At 56.2% G+C, this 20,896-nt stretch carries 18 protein-coding genes; 17 read left to right on the top strand and 1 reads right to left on the bottom strand.

The features are described from left to right. The first annotated feature begins 71 nt into the window (after positions 1 to 71). The 4 genes from araG to otsA all read left to right on the top strand — a co-directional run bounded on the left by araG (position 72) and on the right by otsA (position 4,968). Positions 72 to 1,586: an L-arabinose ABC transporter ATP-binding protein AraG gene (araG, locus tag BM373_RS11605; RefSeq protein WP_090461587.1), complete on the top strand. Its 1,515-nt coding sequence runs from the start codon at positions 72 to 74 to the stop codon at positions 1,584 to 1,586. 14 nt (positions 1,587 to 1,600) lie between these two features. After that, positions 1,601 to 2,581 (top strand): L-arabinose ABC transporter permease AraH, encoded by a 981-nt coding sequence (araH, locus tag BM373_RS11600; protein ID WP_090461586.1) that lies wholly within the window; start codon positions 1,601 to 1,603, stop codon positions 2,579 to 2,581. 184 nt (positions 2,582 to 2,765) lie between these two features. After that, positions 2,766 to 3,569: a trehalose-phosphatase gene (otsB, locus tag BM373_RS11595; RefSeq protein ID WP_090461585.1), complete on the top strand. Its 804-nt coding sequence runs from the start codon at positions 2,766 to 2,768 to the stop codon at positions 3,567 to 3,569. Continuing rightward, entirely contained in the window at positions 3,544 to 4,968 is a 1,425-nt protein-coding gene (gene otsA, locus BM373_RS11590) for an alpha,alpha-trehalose-phosphate synthase (protein ID WP_090461584.1), read from the top strand. Before otsB ends, otsA begins: the two co-directional genes overlap by 26 nt. A 27-nt stretch (positions 4,969 to 4,995) precedes the next feature. On the opposite strand, the gene uspC is transcribed toward otsA, so the two are convergent. After that, a complete protein-coding gene (gene uspC, locus BM373_RS11585) occupies positions 4,996 to 5,424 on the bottom strand; it encodes a universal stress protein UspC (protein WP_090461583.1) in 429 nt (142 codons plus the stop codon). Between the two features lie 788 nt (positions 5,425 to 6,212). Between uspC and flhD the strand changes: the two genes are divergently transcribed. The 13 genes from flhD (at position 6,213) to tap (ending at position 20,878) form a co-directional block, all read left to right on the top strand. Next, on the top strand, positions 6,213 to 6,566 hold the full coding sequence (gene flhD / locus BM373_RS11580; RefSeq protein WP_090461582.1) for a flagellar transcriptional regulator FlhD: 354 nt from the start codon (positions 6,213 to 6,215) through the stop codon (positions 6,564 to 6,566). Further along, the gene (flhC, locus tag BM373_RS11575; RefSeq protein ID WP_177220148.1) at positions 6,563 to 7,147 is read left to right on the top strand and encodes a flagellar transcriptional regulator FlhC; all 585 of its coding nucleotides are present in this window, start codon (positions 6,563 to 6,565) and stop codon (positions 7,145 to 7,147) included. The genes flhD and flhC overlap by 4 nt, the downstream gene beginning before the upstream one ends. Before the next feature lie 123 nt (positions 7,148 to 7,270). Then, positions 7,271 to 8,158, top strand: coding sequence for a flagellar motor stator protein MotA (motA, locus tag BM373_RS11570; RefSeq protein WP_090461580.1), 888 nt, complete (start codon positions 7,271 to 7,273; stop codon positions 8,156 to 8,158). Continuing rightward, on the top strand, positions 8,155 to 9,084 hold the full coding sequence (gene motB, locus BM373_RS11565) for a flagellar motor protein MotB (RefSeq protein ID WP_090461579.1): 930 nt from the start codon (positions 8,155 to 8,157) through the stop codon (positions 9,082 to 9,084). Before motA ends, motB begins: the two co-directional genes overlap by 4 nt. 10 nt (positions 9,085 to 9,094) lie before the next feature. Beyond that, complete coding sequence (gene cheA, locus BM373_RS11560; RefSeq protein ID WP_256214632.1) at positions 9,095 to 11,128, top strand: chemotaxis protein CheA; 2,034 nt, start codon at positions 9,095 to 9,097, stop codon at positions 11,126 to 11,128. Positions 11,129 to 11,149: 21 nt separating this feature from the next. Next, on the top strand, positions 11,150 to 11,653 hold the full coding sequence (gene cheW / locus BM373_RS11555) for a chemotaxis protein CheW (protein WP_090461577.1): 504 nt from the start codon (positions 11,150 to 11,152) through the stop codon (positions 11,651 to 11,653). Between the two features lie 569 nt (positions 11,654 to 12,222). Beyond that, entirely contained in the window at positions 12,223 to 12,792 is a 570-nt protein-coding gene (locus tag BM373_RS11550; RefSeq protein WP_090461576.1) for a Csu type fimbrial protein, read from the top strand. A 12-nt stretch (positions 12,793 to 12,804) separates the two neighbouring features. Then, positions 12,805 to 13,359 (top strand): Csu type fimbrial protein, encoded by a 555-nt coding sequence (locus tag BM373_RS11545; protein WP_090461575.1) that lies wholly within the window; start codon positions 12,805 to 12,807, stop codon positions 13,357 to 13,359. Positions 13,360 to 13,375: 16 nt separating this feature from the next. After that, entirely contained in the window at positions 13,376 to 14,131 is a 756-nt protein-coding gene (locus tag BM373_RS11540; RefSeq protein WP_090461574.1) for a fimbrial biogenesis chaperone, read from the top strand. Further along, a complete protein-coding gene (locus BM373_RS11535) occupies positions 14,107 to 16,503 on the top strand; it encodes a fimbria/pilus outer membrane usher protein (RefSeq protein WP_090461573.1) in 2,397 nt (798 codons plus the stop codon). Before BM373_RS11540 ends, BM373_RS11535 begins: the two co-directional genes overlap by 25 nt. Beyond that, positions 16,503 to 17,471, top strand: coding sequence for a Csu type fimbrial protein (locus BM373_RS11530; protein WP_090461572.1), 969 nt, complete (start codon positions 16,503 to 16,505; stop codon positions 17,469 to 17,471). Before BM373_RS11535 ends, BM373_RS11530 begins: the two co-directional genes overlap by 1 nt. Positions 17,472 to 17,607: 136 nt before the next feature. Then, a complete protein-coding gene (gene tar, locus BM373_RS11525; protein ID WP_371261104.1) occupies positions 17,608 to 19,239 on the top strand; it encodes a methyl-accepting chemotaxis protein II in 1,632 nt (543 codons plus the stop codon). Between the two features lie 40 nt (positions 19,240 to 19,279). Next, positions 19,280 to 20,878, top strand: a complete 1,599-nt coding sequence (gene tap / locus BM373_RS11520; RefSeq protein ID WP_090461570.1) for a methyl-accepting chemotaxis protein IV — start codon at positions 19,280 to 19,282, stop codon at positions 20,876 to 20,878. The last annotated feature ends 18 nt before the right edge of the window (positions 20,879 to 20,896 follow it).

Below are 20,896 nucleotides of genomic sequence, written 5' to 3'. Positions count from 1 at the left end.
CTCTGTTGGTTGTGCCCTTCACCCCGGTGGTGAAGGGCCAGACGTACAATGAAATGAGTCACGGAGATGTTATGCAACAGTCAACTCCCTACCTTTCTTTCCGTGGTATAGGCAAAACCTTCCCCGGCGTTAAAGCGCTTAGCGATATCAGCTTCGACTGCTACGCCGGGCAGGTTCATGCCCTGATGGGGGAGAACGGTGCGGGTAAATCCACACTGCTCAAAATCCTCAGCGGCAACTATGCGCCAACCACGGGCAGCCTGATACTGCGCGGCGAAGAGGTGACCTTTGCCGATACCACTGCCGCGCTGAATGCGGGCGTGGCGATTATTTACCAGGAACTGCACCTGGTGCCGGAAATGACGGTGGCCGAGAATATCTATCTCGGGCAACTGCCGCACAAGGGCGGGCTGGTCAATCGCTCGCTGCTTAACTACGAAGCCGGTTTGCAGTTAAAGCATCTGGGCCTGGATATCGATCCGCAAACACCACTGAAATATCTCTCCATCGGTCAGTGGCAGATGGTGGAGATCGCCAAAGCGCTGGCACGTAACGCCAAAGTGATCGCCTTTGACGAGCCGACCAGTTCGCTCTCGGCGCGGGAAATCGACAATCTGTTCCGCGTTATCCGCGAGTTGCGCGATGAAGGGCGCGTGATCCTTTATGTGTCGCACCGTATGGAAGAAATCTTTGCCCTGAGCGACGCCATCACCGTGTTTAAAGATGGGCGCTACGTGCGCACCTTCAGCGACATGCAGCAGGTCAATCATGACTCGCTGGTGCAGGCGATGGTGGGCCGTGAGCTGGGCGATATCTATGGCTGGCAGCCGCGTGAATACGGCGAAGAAATGCTGCGCCTGGATGAAGTCAAAGCGCCGGGCGTGCGTAAACCGGTCAGCCTCTCCGTTAAACGCGGCGAGATTGTCGGCCTGTTTGGTCTGGTCGGTGCCGGACGTAGTGAATTAATGAAAGGGCTGTTTGGCGGCACCCGTATTACCGGAGGGCAGGTCTGGATCGACGGTAAAGCGGTGGACATCCAAAAACCGGCGCACGCCATCCGTGCGGGCATGATGCTCTGCCCGGAAGACCGCAAAGCCGAGGGCATCATTCCGGTGCATTCGGTCCGCGACAACATCAATATCAGCGCCCGCCGCAAGTACATCCGTGCAGGCTGCCTGATTAACGACGGCTGGGAAGAGCAAAACGCCGATCACCATATCCGCTCGCTGAACATCAAAACACCCGGTGCGGAACAGTTGATCATGAACCTGTCCGGCGGTAACCAGCAGAAAGCCATTCTCGGGCGCTGGCTGTCGGAAGAGATGAACGTCATTTTGCTTGATGAGCCGACGCGCGGTATCGACGTGGGTGCCAAGCATGAAATCTACAACGTCATTTATGCGCTGGCTGCACGCGGCGTTGCGGTGCTGTTTGCCTCAAGCGATCTGCCGGAAGTGCTCGGCGTGGCTGACCGCATTCTTGTGATGCGTGAAGGTGAGATCGCCGGGGAACTGCTTCACGGTCAGACGGATGAACAACAGGCGTTAAGCCTTGCCATGCCTAAAGTTAGCCAGGCTGTCGCCTGAGCGAGGAGAATATTATGTCGTCATTCACTGCTTCCGGCGCGCCGAAGTCGCCGTTTAACCTTGGCCGCATCTGGGACCAATACGGCATGCTGGTGGTTTTCGCCGTGCTGTTCCTGTGCTGCGCGCTGTTTGTGCCAAACTTTGCCAGCTTCGTAAATATGAAAGGTCTGGGGCTGGCTATCTCGATGTCCGGGATGGTGGCCTGCGGTATGTTGTTCTGCCTGGCGTCCGGGGATTTTGACCTCTCCGTGGCCTCCGTGATTGCCTGCGCCGGTGTCACCACGGCGGTGGTGATTAACCTCACCGAAAGCCTGTGGATCGGTGTGTTTGCCGGTCTGATGCTCGGCGTACTGAGCGGTCTGGTGAACGGTTTTGTTATCGCCCGCTTGAAGATTAACGCCCTGATCACGACGCTTGCCACCATGCAGATTGTGCGCGGGCTGGCATACATCATTTCCGACGGTAAAGCGGTAGGTATCGAAGATGAGCGTTTCTTCGCCCTCGGCTATACCAACTGGTTCGGTTTACCTGCGCCGATCTGGTTAACGGTGGGCTGTTTAATCATTTTCGGATTTTTACTAAATCGTACAACTTTTGGCCGCAACACGCTGGCTATCGGCGGTAACGAAGAAGCGGCGAGACTGGCAGGCGTGCCGGTCGTGCGCACCAAAATTATCATCTTTGTGCTCTCCGGTCTGGTGTCGGCGGCGGCGGGGATCATTCTGGCCTCGCGAATGACCAGCGGCCAGCCGATGACCTCCATCGGTTATGAGCTGATCGTCATCTCAGCCTGCGTGCTGGGCGGGGTGTCGCTCAAAGGCGGTATCGGTAAAATCTCCTACGTCATCGCCGGGATCCTGATCCTGGGTACTGTCGAAAACGCTATGAACCTGCTGAATATTTCGCCGTTCTCGCAGTATGTGGTGCGTGGTTTGATCCTGCTGGCGGCGGTAATTTTCGACCGCTACAAACAGAAAGCGAAGCGCACTGTTTAGGTGCATCTGCCGTTTCGCCTGGTTTAACCTTCAAGTCTAGTCCCTCCCTCTGCCAGCCGTTTTCACGGCTGGCACATTCCGATCAAAATGGCGAGCCTCGTCACACTGTCTATACTTACATGGCTATTAATAACGAGATGCGGCTGCTTATGCGGCCGATCAGAACCATAAGGAGGAAACCAGGGTGGCTGACCAGTTATCTGTACCGCCTGTACTTTCCGGGAATTTTGCTTTCTTTTTTGACCTCGACGGAACCCTCGCCGACATTAAACCGCATCCCGACCAGGTATTCGTTCCCCCCGCTGTTCTCAGCCGGTTGCATCAACTGGCGCAAGCTAACGACGGCGCGGTGGCATTGATTTCAGGGCGCTCCATGAAGGAGCTCGATTCCCTGTCTCACCCTTATCAATTCCCGCTGGCCGGGGTTCATGGGGCAGAGCGCCGCGACATCAATGGTAAAACCCATATCGTGACCCTGCCGGAATCTCTGGTAAAGCAGATTGAGCTTGAGTTAATCGCGGCCCTCGACGGGCTGGAAGGGACCGAGCTTGAAGCGAAAGGGATGGCATTTGCGCTGCACTACCGTCAGGCGATGCACCACGAAGAAGCCATCTTTGCGCTGGCGAAATCCCTCGAAGAAAAATACAGCGAACTGGCATTACAGCCGGGTAAATGCGTTGTGGAATTAAAACCGCGCGGCATTAACAAAGGCGCGGCCCTTGAAGCCTTTATGCAGGAAGCCCCGTTTGCGGGTAAGAAACCGGTATTTCTTGGTGATGATCTGACCGATGAAGCGGGCTTTAAGATCATCAACCGACTGGATGGGGTTTCCATCAAAGTCGGCATTGGTGCCACGCAGGCGCAGTATCGACTGGAAAGCGTAGCCAGCGTGCACCAATGGCTAGAAGACATGCTCGACCAACAAAAACAAGAAATGGCATTAACAAACAGGAGAGATGGCTATGAGTCGCTTAGTCGTAGTATCTAATCGCATCGCACCGCCGGATGACAAAAAATCCAGTGCAGGTGGACTGGCTGTCGGGATTTTGGGCGCACTGAAAGAGACCGGGGGCCTGTGGTTTGGCTGGAGTGGCGAGATCGGTGATGAAGATGAGCCGCTGAAAAAAGTGACGCAGGGGAACATCACCTGGGCGTCATTCAACCTCAGCGAACAGAATTATGATGAGTATTACAGCCAGTTCTCGAACGCTGTGCTGTGGCCGGCATTCCACTACCGTCTGGATCTGGTGAAGTATCAGCGTGAGGCCTGGGAGGGCTATCAGCGCGTGAACGCACTGCTGGCGGACAAGCTGGTGCCGCTGCTGGAAGAAGACGACGTGCTGTGGATCCACGATTACCATCTACTGCCGTTCGCCAGCGAACTCCGTCAGCGCGGGGTGAATAACCAGATTGGTTTCTTCCTGCATATCCCGTTCCCGACGCCGGAAATTTTCAACGCGCTGCCGCCGCACGCGGAACTGTTAGAACAGCTGTGTGATTACGATTTGCTGGGCTTCCAGACGGAAAGTGACCGTGTCGCGTTCCTCGACAGCCTGTCCTGCCAGACCCGGCTGATTGCCAAAGGCAATAAAACGCACACCGCATGGGGCAAAACCTTCCGCACGGAAGTCTATCCGATTGGTATTGAGCCAAAAGAGATCGCCCAGGCCGCGGCTGGCCCGCTGCCACCGAAGCTGGCCCAGCTTAAAGCTGAGCTGAAAGGCGTGAAAAACATCTTCTCGGTAGAGCGTCTGGATTACTCCAAGGGGCTGCCGGAGCGTTTTGCCGCGTTCGAAACGCTGCTGGAGAAGTTCCCGCAGCATCACGGCAAAATCCGTTATACGCAGATTGCGCCGACCTCACGCGGTGAAGTGCAGGCATATCAGGATATTCGTCATCAACTGGAAACCGACGCCGGGCGCATCAACGGCAGATACGGACAACTGGGCTGGACGCCGCTCTATTACCTGAACCAGCACTTTGATCGCAAACTGTTGATGAAAGTGTTCCGCTACTCTGATGTGGGTCTGGTCACGCCGCTGCGCGACGGGATGAACCTGGTAGCGAAAGAGTATGTGGCGGCACAGGATCCGGCGAATCCCGGCGTGCTGATCCTCTCGCAGTTTGCGGGTGCGGCCAACGAACTGACCTCGGCGCTGCTGGTTAACCCTTACGATCGTGACGGCATGGCCGCCGCAATGGACAGGGCGCTGAGTATGCCGCTCGCCGAGCGTATTTCGCGTCATGCCGAGATGATGGACATCATCACCAAAAACGATATCAACGCCTGGCAGGAGAGGTTCCTCCGCGATTTAAAGCAAATCGCGCCACGTAGCGCGGAAAGTGCGCTGCAAAACAAAGTGGCGACCTTCCCGAAAATGGCGTAATCCGACGGCTCCCGTTCTGCGGGAGCCTCACTCCGCGTTCAGCGACACCAGCAGCACATCCACCTGACTTGTCCCCACCAGCGTTTTTGCCGAACAGAGCGCGCGCGACATCACGCTATGATTGTGGTTTCCGCACACCACCAGATCGATCTGGTGCGTTTTACATAGATGCAAAACCTGAGTGCTTAACTCACCCGAAGGCATGAATGTGTGGGCGATGGGGTAATCCGTTTGCCGTATTAACTCCGCCAGAAACATCTGCGTCTCCTCGTAAATGACATCACGAAGGTTCTCAAGCATGGGGGCGGCGAAGTGATTATAAATTTCCGGGTCGGTGGTCAGGGTGATAAGACTGATGCGGGCCTGAGAAGGGCGGGCGAGGGCTACGGCTTTATGGAGTAGCTGATGACTTTCCGGTGAAACAGCAACCGCGACAAGCAGATGTGAGTAGCTCATAACTGACTCCTTTTCGTCTATGAACCGGGCTAGCGTTACTCCTTTTTTTCCGATTCTGCAAGTAACTAAAATCGCAGTTGTATGACAGCGTTAATAAATATTCATTAATTATTCTTACGCCTGGAATTGTTTCATGAGGAATTATGTTAAAAGTTTCTAAGTACTTATCGCAAATTTCGCGCTTCAAAAGAAGAGAAACGAACGTTTTAATCCTGTCGATAAACAAAATTTCCTGGAAGTTGCCGATTCGCCTGTAGCCCTCATTTTTTAATTAACTTGTTGTTTAAATTAAATAAAAAATAATCGTTTCTACTGTAGAAATGATCGTGATGCATAGCAGGCTCAGGATTTGCCAGCGAAGAGGGCAGGACAAATAAGTAAAATGAGGTTTGCATGACTATTCGATGAAATGGAATAGATAAGGCTCCTGATAGAACAAAAAGTACTCAATCAATCAGCGCGAATTATAGATTTATTCGGAATATTCGCTTAAATTATGTGATCTCTGTCACATTATTTTCAAATTGCTGCCCGGTCACATTGTATGTCTCAGTGTCCGCGAGTACAGTTGCCTCGATTTAGGAAAAATCTTAGTTTAGTGTAAGAAATGATTTAAAGCGTAGAAGGGAACGAGAACCCTGTCGAGGTGACCGCCCTCACACTTTTGACCTAAATCGATGCAATGCATTTTTGACTTTTCTTTTTTTAACCGGGTTTTTTCCCGGCGACATCACGGGGTGCGGCCAGGCCGCATAAGTATAATAGTTGGTTATTCTGGATGGGAAAAAATGCATACATCCGAGTTGCTAAAACATGTTTATGACATCAACTTGTCATATTTACTGCTTGCACAACGTCTGATTAGTCAGGACAAAGCGTCAGCGATGTTTCGTTTAGGTATTAACGAAGAAATGGCGACCACCATGGGCGAGCTTACGCTGCCGCAGATGGTTAAGCTGGCTGAAACTAATCAGTTGATCTGTCAATTCCGTTTTGACAGCCACCAGACCATTACGCGCCTGACTCAGGAATCCCGTGTTGATGATTTGCAGCAAATCCACACTGGCATTCTGCTTTCAACGCGTCTGCTGAGTGATGCAGGTCAAACTGTCGATGCGCCTGCCCGGAAAAAAAGGGCCTGATAATGAGCGAAAAAAGCATTGTCCAGGAAGCACGTGACATTCAGTTAGCGATGGAACTCATCACGCTGGGTGCACGTCTGCAAATGTTAGAGAGTGAGACGCAGCTGAGCCGTGGTCGCCTCATTAAACTTTATAAAGAACTGCGTGGAAGCCCGCCGCCAAAAGGTATGCTGCCTTTCTCAACCGACTGGTTTATGACGTGGGAACAAAACATCCATGCGTCAATGTTCTGCAACGCCTGGCAATTTCTTCTTAAAACAGGGCTATGCAGCGGCGTTGACGCGGTGATTAAAGCGTACCGTCTCTATCTGGAACAATGTCCGCAACAGGAAGAAGGGCCGATCCTCGCCCTGACCCGCGCATGGACGCTCGTGCGTTTTGTTGAAAGCGGAATGCTGCAGCTTTCCCGCTGCAATTGCTGTGATGGCAATTTTATTACCCACGCACACCAACCCGTGGGAAGCTTCGCCTGCAGTTTATGTCAGCCGCCATCCAGGGCAGTAAAAAGACGTAAACTTTCCCCGGAAGCTGCCGATATTATTCCACAACTGCTGGATGAACAGATCGATCAGGCTGTTTAACCGACACGGTGTGGACAACACTCCAGCAGCGGTAAGCAATTACCGCTGCTTTTTTTTGCCCTGCCGTTACGTTAAGACCGATTTGTTCCTCCTTGCCTTAGTCAACAGCTGAAGGATGATGTCGTGCTGATCTTATTAGGTTACCTGGTTGTTCTCGGTACAGTTTTCGGCGGTTACATGATGACCGGCGGACACCTTGGGGCACTTTATCAACCTGCCGAACTTATTATCATCGGCGGCGCGGGCGTAGGTGCGTTTATTGTGGGCAACAACGGCAAAGCCATCAAAGGGACGCTCAGAGCGCTGCCTTTACTCTTTCGCCGTTCAAAATACACCAAAGATGTGTACATGGATCTGCTGGCGCTGCTCTATCGCCTGATGGCCAAGTCACGTCAACAGGGGATGTTTTCGCTTGAGCGGGATATTGAAAACCCGCAGGAAAGCGAGATTTTCGCAAGCTACCCACGGATCATCGCCGATCCGGTGATGCTCGAATTTATCGTGGATTATCTGCGTCTGATTATCAGCGGCAACATGAACACCTTCGAAATCGAAGCGCTGATGGATGAAGAGATCGAAACCCACGAAAGCGAAGCCGAAGTGCCGGCGAACAGCCTGGCGATGGTGGGGGATTCCCTGCCTGCATTCGGTATCGTGGCGGCGGTCATGGGGGTGGTTCACGCCCTGGCGTCAGCGGATCGTCCGGCAGCAGAACTGGGTGCATTGATTGCACACGCCATGGTGGGAACCTTCCTCGGCATTTTGCTGGCCTACGGGTTTATCTCCCCGCTGGCGACCGTTCTGCGACAGAAAAGCGCCGAAACCACCAAAATGATGCAGTGCGTCAAGATCACGCTGCTTTCAAACCTCAACGGCTATGCACCGCCGATCGCCGTCGAGTTTGGACGTAAAACGCTCTATTCCAGCGAACGTCCGTCGTTCGTTGAACTGGAAGAGCACGTGCGTGCAGTCAGAAACCCGAATCAGCAGAGCACGACTGAGGACGCATGAAAAACCAGGCCCATCCTATTGTCGTTGTTAAAAAACGTAAACATAAAGGACACGGAGGCGGTTCGCACGGTTCGTGGAAGATTGCTTACGCCGACTTTATGACGGCAATGATGGCGTTCTTCCTCGTGATGTGGCTGATTTCCATCTCCAGTCCGAAAGAGCTGATTCAGATTGCGGAATACTTCCGCACCCCGCTGGCAACAGCGGTGACGGGCGGGCCTCGCATCTCGAACAGCGACAGCCCGATCCCGGGCGGTGGCGATGATTTCACCCAGCAAAAGGGCGAAGTCCACCGTCAGCCGAATATTGAAGAGCTGCGCAAGCGCATGGAGCAGACGCGACTGAGCAAACTGCGCGGCGACCTAGATCAGTTGATTGAAGCGGATCCCAAGCTGCGTGCGCTGCGCCCGCATCTGAAAATCGACCTGGTGCAGGAAGGGTTGCGCATTCAGATTATTGATAGCCAGAATCGCCCGATGTTTAAGACCGGCAGCGCGGAAGTAGAGCCTTATATGCGCGATATTTTGCGCGGCATCGCGCCGGTGCTTAACGGCATCCCGAACCGAATCAGCCTGTCGGGTCATACCGACGATTTCCCCTACGCCAATGGGGAAAGAGGTTACAGCAACTGGGAGCTTTCCGCTGACCGCGCAAACGCCTCACGGCGTGAGCTGGTTATCGGGGGGTTAGATGACGGTAAAGTCCTGCGCGTGGTGGGCATGTCAGCCACTATGCGTCTGCGCGACAGAGGCCCAGGGGATGCGATTAACCGCCGTATCAGTCTGTTGGTGTTAAACAAGCAGGCAGAAGACGCCATTCTGCATGAAAACGCCGACAGTCAGAATGAACCAATCAGTTTATTAAAACAGCCGGGGGCCGAGCCTCAGGCGACAGTACCCACATCGCCACAACCCGATCCGAGGTGATAGCGTGAGCATGGATATTAGCGATTTTTATCAGACGTTTTTTGATGAGGCTGACGAATTGTTGGCCGACATGGAGCAACATTTGTTGGATCTGGTGCCAGAGGCCCCGGACTCCGAACAACTGAACGCCATCTTTCGTGCTGCGCACTCGATAAAGGGTGGTGCAGGGACGTTCGGCTTCACCATTTTGCAGGAAACCACGCACCTGATGGAAAACCTGCTTGATGAAGCCCGACGTGGAGAGATGCAGCTCAATACCGACATTATCAACCTGTTTTTGGAAACCAAAGATATTATGCAGGAACAGCTCGACGCCTATAAAAGCTCACAAGAGCCGGATGCCGCAAGCTTTGAATATATCTGCAATGCCCTGCGTCAGCTTGCACTGGAAGCAAAAGGCGAGGTGGTTCCTGCAGCGGCCAGCGGTGCCAAACTGAGCGTGGTGGACACCGCGTCCGTCGCCACAGAAACCGCGGCTGCGCCCGCAGCGGAAGAGGCGAAACTGCGCATTGTGCTGTCGCGCCTCAAAGAGAGCGAAGTCAGCCTGCTGGAAGACGAACTGAAAAACCTCGCCACTCTCAGTGACGTGGTAAAAGGGGCGGATTCACTCAGCGCCACGCTTGACGGCGGTGTGAGCCAGGACGATCTGATCGCGGTACTGTGCTTTGTTATCGAGCAGGACCAGATTGCTTTCGAAACCGCGCAACCAGCAAGTGCTGAACCTGAAGCGGCGAGCGTTGCGGTAGTGGAAGAAGCACCGCAGGTCCCGGCCGTCAGCGCCGCACCTGTGCTGAAAGCCGTACCGAAAGAGCAGCCTGCGGGCCGTCAGGAGCGTGAAAAACCCGCTCGTGCCAGCGAATCCACCAGCATCCGCGTGGCGGTCGAAAAAGTTGACCAGATCATTAACCTGGTCGGCGAACTGGTGATTACCCAGTCGATGCTCGCCCAGCGTTCCAACGAGCTGGACCCGGTGACGCACGGCGATCTGATCACCAGCATGGGGCAGTTACAACGTAACGCCCGCGATTTGCAGGAATCGGTGATGTCCATCCGTATGATGCCGATGGAATACGTGTTCAGCCGCTTCCCGCGCCTGGTGCGCGATCTGGCGACCAAGCTGGATAAGCAGATTGAACTGACACTGGTGGGTAGCTCAACCGAACTCGATAAGAGCCTGATTGAACGCATCATCGATCCGTTAACGCACCTGGTGCGTAACAGCCTTGACCACGGGATCGAACTGCCGCACGTACGTGCCGAAGCAGGTAAATCGCCGGTCGGCAACCTGGTGCTGTCAGCGGAACATCAGGGCGGCAATATCTGTATCGAAGTGACCGATGACGGCGCGGGCCTTAACCGCGAGCGCATCCTGGCGAAAGCCATTTCTCAGGGCATGGCCGTTCACGAAAACATGTCTGATGAAGAAGTGGGCATGTTGATTTTCGCACCGGGCTTCTCCACCGCCGAGCAGGTAACCGATGTGTCCGGGCGCGGCGTGGGCATGGACGTGGTGAAACGTAACATCCAGGAAATGGGCGGTCACGTTGAGATCAAATCCAAACAGGGCGCGGGTACCACCATTCGCATCCTGCTGCCGCTGACGCTGGCGATCCTTGACGGTATGTCAGTCAAAGTGAGCGAAGAAGTCTTTATTCTTCCGCTGAATGCGGTGATGGAATCACTGCAACCGCGCGAAGAAGATCTCCACCCGCTGGCTGGCGGCGAGCGCGTACTCGAAGTGCGCGGCGAATACCTGCCGCTGGTTGAGCTGTGGAAAGTCTTTGACGTAAAAGGTGCCAAAACTGAAGCCACGAAAGGCATTGTGGTGATTGTGCAAAGTGCTGGCCGCCGCTACGCCCTGCTGGTTGATCAGCTTATTGGTCAGCATCAGGTAGTGGTGAAAAACCTTGAAAGCAACTATCGCAAAGTGCCGGGCATTTCCGCTGCGACCATCCTTGGTGATGGCAGTGTCGCGCTGATTGTGGATGTATCGGCGTTACAGGGATTAAACCGTGAACAACGTATGGCGCACACAGCCGCCTGATTTAGGTAAGAAGGTATAAATATGACCGGTATGAGTAATGTAGCGAAACTGGCTGGTGAGCCATCAGGTCAGGAATTCCTGGTCTTCACTTTGGGTGATGAAGAGTACGGCATCGATATTCTCAAAGTGCAGGAGATCCGTGGTTACGATCAGGTGACCCGCATCGCCAACACCCCTGAATTTATTAAAGGCGTCACCAACCTGCGTGGTGTGATTGTGCCTATCGTTGATCTGCGCGTGAAGTTCAGCCAGACCGAAGTGGAGTACAACGAAAACACCGTGGTGATCGTGCTGAATCTGGGCCAGCGTGTGGTCGGGATTGTGGTCGACGGCGTATCCGACGTGCTGTCGCTCGCCTCCGATCAAATTCGTCCGGCCCCGGAATTCGCTGTCACCCTGTCCACCGAGTACCTGACCGGCCTCGGCGCACTCGGCGACCGTATGCTGATCCTGGTGAACATCGAGAAGCTGCTGAACAGCGACGAGATGGCGCTGCTGGACGTGGCGACTACACACGTCGCCTGATAGCACTTTTACCCTCACCCTAACCCTCTCCCTCGGGGAGAGGGGACAGCCCGGCGTCCGCACTTGCCCGCCTTTCTCCCTCTCCCGGGGAAGAGGGCACCGGCCCGCTGTTCCCCCTCTCCCCTGGGGAGAGGGTCGGGGTGAGGGGATATATTCTCCCCGCTTTAAAATACCTCCTTTCCCATATTATCTAATTTGAAATAATCATCCCTGAAGTCTATCTCCCGTTATTTCCCCACTTATTTAAGTCCCGGTAAAACATAATTAACCCGACATTAAAGCCGCCGTCGAAAATAAGCGTTAATAGCGTGATCTAGATCACACCAGCAGGAATATATTATTCGCTGATACGTTTATTTACACCTTTTACTTAAATTTAATCCCTTGAAAATAAATGAAATTTTATGTCAGTCTGCCTTCATTTCAGCATTAATTTCAGGGCTGGTTGTTTGCACCCGCTTAAGCTAAATTTCTGTTAATTCTGCTATTTAGAGCCGCAGAATAATTAATATCGGCAACTTTCCTGGTATCGCTTTGAACGGTACGCTTCATTTTCTGGAGGCGGTGACATGAACAAAAAATTACTTTTTGTCCTGACAGCTGGCGCATTCGTTTTTGCCGGGCAGCAGGCCCGCGCGGTGACCAGTAGCGGGACAATTGGGGCCAGCCTCACCTTAACGAATGGCTGCCTGATCAACGGATCGCCCAGCCAGAATGGGATCAACTTCGGTACGCTGGACTTCGGTGAACACCCGGCGACCTTCTCCGAACTGACCACCCAGCTCACTGGCGCGGCGGGCGGAAACAGCTTCGGCATTCAGTGCACCACCGCCAGCTATACCGTGCAAATCACCGGTAACACCAACGCCACCGCGCCCGGTACCGTAGTCGGCACCCCCGGCACGCCGGCGCGTTACCTGATCAACACTACCAACGCGACGCAGGGCGTGGCCTATAGCCTCTACAGCGACAGCGGATTCAGTAACGTCGTCGCCAACAACGCGCCGCTGCCTATCGCCTCCACCACCGGCGGCGTGGATAACTACACGCTGTATGGCCGTATCCAGGGCGGCGGAAACAGCGTCAGCGTCGTGCCGGGCAGCTACACCGATACGATTAACGTGAGCGTTATTTACTAACGCCCCATCACGATGACCACAGATGGATGCACCGCTTTCCCTCGGGGAGGCCGGGGAGTCCTGCGCGGCGGATTTTATCTGCTCGTCGCCGGACTCATATTGCCGGGAGCGGCAAAGGCCGTCACCACACAGACGTTTCAGGTGGGGGCCACGATCGAAGCCGGATGCTCGGTCGCCAGCGGCACAGGGGGCGTTCTTGGTTCGCTCAACTTTGGCACCCATACCGGCGTCGAAAGCGGGCGCGTCACCACCAGTTTTGTGCCTAATTCCGCCTTATCGCTCGCCTGCACGCCAGGCGTGGCGCTGAGTATGAGCATCAACGGTGGACTGCACTACGCCTCCGTCCGCAACATGCAGCGCAGCGGGGGCACCGAGGTGGTCCCGTACCGTCTGTACCGCAGCAATACCTTTGCGGCAAACAGCGAAATTGGCGTCGACCAGACGCTGTCGGTCACCTACACCGACAGCAACAATATTGCGCTGACGCTGTTCGGCGCAGCGCAACTTACGGGGTTTAGCCCCGCCGGAAATTACAGCGATCAACTCACCGTGACCTTGTCATGGTGATACAGGGAGGAGTGTCATGAACGTCACTACACGTGGGGCGATGCTGCTGACCGCAGCGCTGGCGCTCAACGCTCAACAGGTCATGGCGGCGGCGACCATTCTGTTATGGCCGATTGACCCGTGGCTGGCGGCGGATAAACAGGCCACCGAGCTTTGGATCCAGAATCAGGGTGACACCCCGACCACCATGCAGGTGCGTATCGTGCGCTGGCATCAGGATGGCGGTCATGAGCGCTATCAGGCGCAGCAGGAGGTGGTCGCCAGCCCGCCGATTATCCGCATCGATAAGGGCAGCAAACAGCTTATCCGCCTGATGAAACAGGCGAATGTGCCCGCTGGCGTCGAGCAGGCCTACCGCATTATTGTCGATGAAATTCCGCAGCCTAATGATCCTTCCTCCCCGCAGATTGGCCTCAAGATCCAGATGCGCTACTCGATCCCGCTGTTTGTCTACGGCCAGGGTGTGGCGACCTATGCAGAAGGGGCCAATCATGCGCTGGTTAATCCCCGCGATCTGAGCTGGCGGGTGATCCGCGAGGGCGGGAAACCGGCGCTTGAAGTGCGCAATCGCAGCGACGTGCATGTGCGGTTAAGCCAGGTGTCGCTGCAACAGGGCGGTCAAAACCGTACCGTTGCGGAAGGGCTGCTGGGCTATGTGTTGCCGGGCAGCGTGCGAAGCTGGCCGCTGCCCGCAGGCCTCACCGATCCCGGACGCATTCGCGCCACCATTAACGCACGGGATACGCAATGGCAGTCGGCCCCCGCAAACTGATCTTGCCGATAATGATGATGGTGCTGGGCAGTTCCACGGTCGTGCGGGCAGAGGAGGGGGATGACGCCCTGCCGCCGCCCCCGGATGCCCAGGCGATCAATGCCCAGGCGGTGTTCCACCTCTCGCTGGTGGTGAACTATTACGACACTGAGGTGGTGGCTCCCGTCACCCGGCGTGACGATATCTTTTATGCGCAACGCGAGGATCTGATCAAAGCCGGGATCCCCGCGGATCGTCTGCCTGCCGGGGAAGTGAACCTCTCCACGCTCCCGGATGTGCGCACGGAATATGACAGTACCCGCCAGCGCTTAATGCTGTTTGTTCCGCGTGAATGGGTGGGCGAGCGCAACACGCCCTTTAGCGGCGAGGCGGAGCGCGCCGAACCGATGTACGGACGCGGGGCGCTGCTCAACTACGACATCTACGCCAGCCAGACCGAGCACGTCGGCAGCCAGCTTGCCCTGTGGCATGAGCTGCGCTTTTTTAATGAAAATGCGGTGCTCAACTCCACCGGCACCCAGCGCCAGAACCTGACCGGCGAACTACAACAAAAAGAGGGGTATATCCGCTACGACACCACCCTGACGCTGACCAACGAAGACGACGCCACGGAGCTTAACGTCGGGGATGTGATTTCTGACTCGCTAAGCTGGAGCAGCAGCGTGCGCATGGGCGGTATTCGCTACGGGCGCGACTTCTCCCTGCGCCCGGATCTGGTCACCTGGCCGCTACCGGAATTTTCCGGCGAGGCGGCGGTGCCGACCTCCGTGGACGTGTTTATCAACGGGTATCGCGCGGGCAACACCCGTCTGCAACCGGGACCGTTTACCTTAACCAACCTGCCCTATATCAACGGGGCGGGCGATGCGGTGCTGGTGACGACCGATGCGCTCGGACGCCAGGTCAGCACCACGCTGCCGTTTTACGTGGCCAGCGACGTGCTGAAAAGCGGGCTGAGCGATGGCGCGGTCACCGTCGGCAGCCTGCGGCGTAATTACGGCATCGACAATTTTGATTACGGCCCGGCGGCGGGCAGCGGGACGCTGCGTTACGGGCTGACCGATTACCTGACGCTGGAAGGCCACACCGAGGCGGCCGAAGAGCTGGCCCTCGGCGGCGCGGGCGCGGTGCTGAAACTCGGTCAGTACGGAGTGGTGAACACCTCCTGGACGCAAAGCCGGATGCGCGGTAACAGCGGTGGCCAGTTTGACTGGGGCTACCAGTACAGCACCAGCACCTTTAGCGTGGCGACCCAGCACAGCCGGCGCGATCGCGGCTTCGGGAATCTGGCGCTGTATGACCAGACGGCGCTGTATGAATATGACGAAAACAACCGCCAGCCGATAGCGAGCCTCAGCCGCAATACCGATCAGTACTCCCTGACCTTTAACATGGGCGATTTTGGCAACGTCGGCGCGGCGTGGATCGGTGTGCGCAGCTTTGATAACCAGAAAACCGAACTGCTCAATCTCTCCTGGAGCCGCAATCTGTGGGGCAGCAGCAGTATTAACCTCGCCGCCAGCCGCGATAACCAGCGGGGCGACTGGACCTACGGCATGTCGTTGCAAATCCCCCTCGGCGACCGCGACAGCGCCGCCTTTAGCATGGAAAACACGCCCACCTCCGGCAACACGCAGCGTCTGAATTACAACCACGCCATGCCGACCGACGGCGGCTTTAGCTGGAACATGGCGTATGCCCGCCAGTCACAGGCCCGCAGCTACCAGCAGGGCACGCTGGGCTGGCGTAATAACAACATTGAATTGCAGGGCGGCGGCTACGGTGAGCGCAATATGATGACCTGGTGGGGCGAGGCACTGGGATCGCTGGTGCTGATGGATGGCGAAGTGTTCGCCGCCAACAGAATCAACGATGCCTTTGTGGTGGTCAGCACCGGCGGCCAGCCGGATGTGCCGGTGAACTATGAAAACCAGCCGGTCGGCAGCACCAATAAAAATGGCTATCTGCTGATCAGCGGCGTCTCGGCCTACTACCCGGCGAGCTACAGCATCAACACCCTCAATCTTCCCGCGGATACCCGCCTGACGGAAACGGAACGTAAGGTGGCGCTGCGCCGTCAGAGCGGTTACCTGGTGGAGTTCCCGATGCAACAGGAGCGGGTGGCGAGCGTGATCCTGCATGATGAAAACGGTCAGCCACTGCCGCTGACCAGCCAGGTTTACCGGCAGGGCAAACCGACGGCGATTGTCGGCTATGACGGCATCGCCTGGCTGGAAAGTCTTAATGAAGTAAACGACTTACGCGTGACGACCCCGGAAAACAAAACCTGTTTTGTCACGCTGCGGGTGGGGCCAAATCCCGACCATAAATTACAGACCTACGGGCCGGTTACCTGTGAGGAGAAACGCTGATGCTCCGTATTGGTTTATTACTCTGCCTGCTGTTGGGGGCGATCCCCCAGGCTTTTGCGGCCTGCAGCGCTAGTACCGTGGCGGGGACGTTTGGTACCGTCACCTCGTTTGCGCTTAACAGCAATCCGCAAACGACCACCGCCACGCTGAACGTGCAGTGTGACCGGGTGCTGGGGCTTCTGACCAACGACTCGGTGACGCTCTCGATCACCGGGGCGACGGTGACCGCCAGCAACCGCGCGGCGATGAAGCGCACCGACAATCTCACCGTGACGGATACCATTCCGATCCGCGTCTGCGGCCAGGCCAACTGCGCCAGTAACAGCGAAGTGACCATCAACGCCTCGCCCTATACCTGGAACTCTAACGCGCTGCTTGGATTACTTGGGCAGCAGCGCTACAGCCTGCCGATCTATCTGCGTACCGTCGCCGGGCAAAACGTCTCCGCCGGGCCGTACCAGGTGACGCTGAATCTCAGCATCGGTTACAACATCTGCGCTGTCGGACTGTTGGGGTTATGCGGCACGCCGCAGACCGGCACCTTGTTAACCACGCTTCAGGTCAACGGCACCGTCACCAACGACTGCTCCACCATCACCGCGCCGAATGTGAATTTTGGCACCGCGCCGCTGGTAAAAAACTTCCCGGCAATTTCACAGTCGATTGCCATCACCTGCACCAAAGGCAGCACCTACACCGTGGGGCTGAGCAACGGCAGCTATGCCAATGGCAGCGTGCGCAATATGGCGAGCGGTAACAATCGCATGAGCTATGAGATCTACAAAGGCAGCACCAGCAGCCGGTGGGGTAGCGTCGGTGCCGAGCGCTGGGCCAGCAGCGCGTCCACCTCACAATCGACGGATCTGTTAACGCGCAATTACAACTACACCGCCCGCGTGCTCACCAACCAGACCACGCCGCCTGCCGGAACCTATGCCGACACCATTATCGTGGACGTCGCCTTTTAAACTCTGCGGGCGGCGCGTTGCCGCCCGATGATTTTTTCCTTTTCGCAAATGTAAAGTTCCCCAGTGGCTTGCCGATAACACCGTTACTAAGTCATCAATGGGGTGTTGCAAGTTGAACCGTATCCGTGTTGTCACAATGCTGATGATGGTGCTGGGGGTTTTCGCACTTTTACAGCTCGTTTCTGGTGGCCTTTTATTTTCTTCTTTAAAAGATAACCAACAGAGCTTTGCTGTTTCTAACGATCTTCGCTCACAGCAAACCGAACTCACCCGTGCCTGGGAGCTGATGCTGCAAACGCGCATCAACCTGAGTCGCTCCTCCGCGCGCATGATGATGGACCCCAATAATCAACAAAGCAGCGCCAAAACTGACTTACTGAAAAACGCCCACGCCACCCTTGCCGACGCGGCGAAACACTACGCGGCCTATAAAGCGCTGCCGGTGGTGCCGTCGATGGCGCAGGCCAGCCAGACGCTGGATGAAAAATACACGGCATACTCTGCCGCGCTGGCGGAGCTGATCCAGTTCCTTGAGAGCGGCAATATGGACGCCTATTTTGCCCAGCCGACCCAGGGAATGCAGAATGCGATGGGCGAGGCGATGACGCAGTACGCCAGCCTCAGCGAATCCCTTTACCACAACGCCTTTACCGACAGCAGCCGTGACTACCAGTTTGCCAAATGGCAGATGGGCGGCCTCGCGCTGGCTCTGCTTATTATTCTGGCCGTCGTCTGGTTCGGTGTCCGCAACGTCCTGCTCGATCCGCTTAACCGCGTGATCCGCCATATCCGTGAAATTGCCAGCGGCGATCTGACGCAAACGTTAGCCGTGGAAGGCCGTAACGAGATGAGCGAACTGGCAGACAGCGTTAACCACATGCAAAGTTCGTTAAGCGACACCGTCACTAACGTGCGTCTGGGATCGGATGCGATTTACAGCGGCACCAGCGAAATTGCGCGCGGTAACCACGATCTCTCCTCCCGCACCGAGCAGCAGGCGTCGGCGCTGGAAGAAACCGCCGCCAGCATGGAGCAGTTGACCGCGACGGTGAAACAGAACGCCGACAACGCCCGTCAGGCGTCACAACTGGCGCAAAGCGCGTCGGATACCGCTGAACGCGGCGGCAAAGTGGTCGATGGCGTGGTGAAAACCATGGCGGAGATCGCCGGAAGCTCGAAGAAAATTTCCGACATCACCAGCGTGATCGACGGTATCGCTTTCCAGACCAATATTCTTGCGCTCAACGCTGCCGTAGAAGCGGCGCGGGCGGGCGAACAGGGACGCGGTTTTGCCGTCGTCGCCGGAGAAGTTCGCAATCTGGCCAGCCGCAGTGCGCAGGCGGCCAAAGAAATTAAAGCCCTGATCGAAGACTCGGTGGCCCGCGTGGATACCGGCTCGGTGCTGGTGGAAAGCGCCGGGGAAACCATGAACGATATCGTCAGTGCGGTGACCCGCGTGACCGATATCATGGGCGAAATCGCTTCCGCCTCTGACGAGCAGAGCCGGGGCATCGATCAGGTCGCTCTTGCCATATCCGAAATGGATCGCGTGACACAGCAAAACGCATCGCTGGTACAAGAATCTGCGGCATCCGCTGCCGCACTAGAAGAGCAGGCCAGCAAACTGAACATGGCGGTATCCGCTTTCCGCCTTGGCGCAGTCCCTGCAAATCCGGTCAGGTCCGTTGTCGCCCCGCAGCCCGCTCTGGTGCCTGCGACGACCGCGCGTGCCGCCCCCGGGCAAAATGATAATTGGGAAACTTTCTAAGTGATTTCACCGTGGCAATTGCCACTTGATGGGAGCGTAGATGTTTAATCGTATTCGTATCTCGACCACACTTTTTTTGATTTTGATTGTTTGCGGCATTTTGCAGATAGGCAGTAACGGCCTGTCATTCTGGGCATTTCGTGAAGGGTTTCAGCACCTTCAGCAGGTGGAAAAGAGTAATCATCAGCGTGACGCACTGGCACAAATGCGCGCCACGCTGTTGCAGGCCAGTATCTCTCTGAACAAAGCGGGCACGCTGACGGCGCTGGCTTATCCGCCAGAAGATATCAAAGGCTTCATGGTGGCGGCGCGTGGCAGTCTGCAACAGGCAGACGCGGAACTGAAAGAATTTCTGAGTATTGAAGCGGTATCAACAGAAGGGAACGCGCTGAAAGAGAAGACCAAAGCGGCCTATGCCGTCTGGCACGATGATTTAGCGCATCAGGCCACCTGGCTTGAAAACAACCAGCTTTCCGATTTTATGAGCGCGCCGGTCGCGACATCGCAGGCGGCGTTTGATGAGAACTTTAACGCCTGGCAGAAACACATTAATGCGTTTGTGGAAACCGCCAGCGCCGAAGGGCAGACCAACTACCACATGTCGGCGGTGATCTTTGCCACTGTGGTGATTCTGGCGGCATTACTGACCAGCGGTTCGCTGTTCTGGTCGCGCAAAATGATTGTGCAGCCGCTGGCGATTGTCAGCAGCCATTTTGACAGCATCGCTGAAGGCAACCTGGCGCGCCCGGTTATGGTCTATGGCCGGAATGAAATTTCCGCCATTTTTGCCAGCCTCAAGCGGATGCAAACCGCGCTGCGCGCCACGGTGACCGATGTGCGCCAGGGCAGTAACGGGATGCACACCGGGATTTCAGAGATTGCGGCGGGCAACAACGATCTCTCTGCCCGCACCGAGCAGCAGGCTGCATCGCTGGCGGAAACCGCCGCCAGTATGGAGCAGTTAACCGCCACCGTCGGGCAGAACGCCGACAACGCGCGTCAGGCCTCTGGCCTCGCGTTCAGCGCGGCGGAAACGGCGCGGAAAGGCGGTGAGCAGACCTCACGCGTGGCCAACACCATGCAGGAGATCGCCACCAGTTCGCAGAAAATCGGCGACATCATCAGCGTGATTGATGGTATCGCCTTCCAGACCAACATCCTTGCGCTCAACGCGGCCGTCGAAGCCGCGCGAGCCGGGGAGCAGGGACGGGGCTTTGCGGTCGTTGCCGGCGAAGTGCGCAACCTGGCCAGTCGCAGTGCGCAGGCAGCAAAAGAGATCAAAGGGTTGATCGAAGAGTCGGTTTCACGCGTGGAGCAGGGGTCAGTGCTGGTGGATACCGCCGCGCAGACCATGACGGACATCGTCCGTTCCGTAACCCAGGTGAACGACATTATGGGGGAGATCGCCTCCGCCTCGGATGAACAACGCCGTGGCATTGAGCAGGTCGCCCTTGCAGTCAGTCAGATGGATCAGGTGACACAACAGAACGCCGCGCTTGTCGAAGAAGCGGCCACGGCCACCGAACAACTGGCAAACCAGGCAGACCATCTGACATCGCTGGTCGCCGTATTTAAGCTTGATGAGCAACCAGAACTACCTGCGGTGGCACGGCCCCCGGCTGTGCCCGTTGTATCCTGAACATAATTAAGAAGGCGC

Source organism: Enterobacter sp. kpr-6, from assembly GCF_900116015.1.
Classification (GTDB): domain Bacteria; phylum Pseudomonadota; class Gammaproteobacteria; order Enterobacterales; family Enterobacteriaceae; genus Enterobacter_D.
The sequence above is the reverse complement of the archived record's forward strand: the minus strand, read 5'-3'. Positions and strand labels throughout refer to the sequence as shown.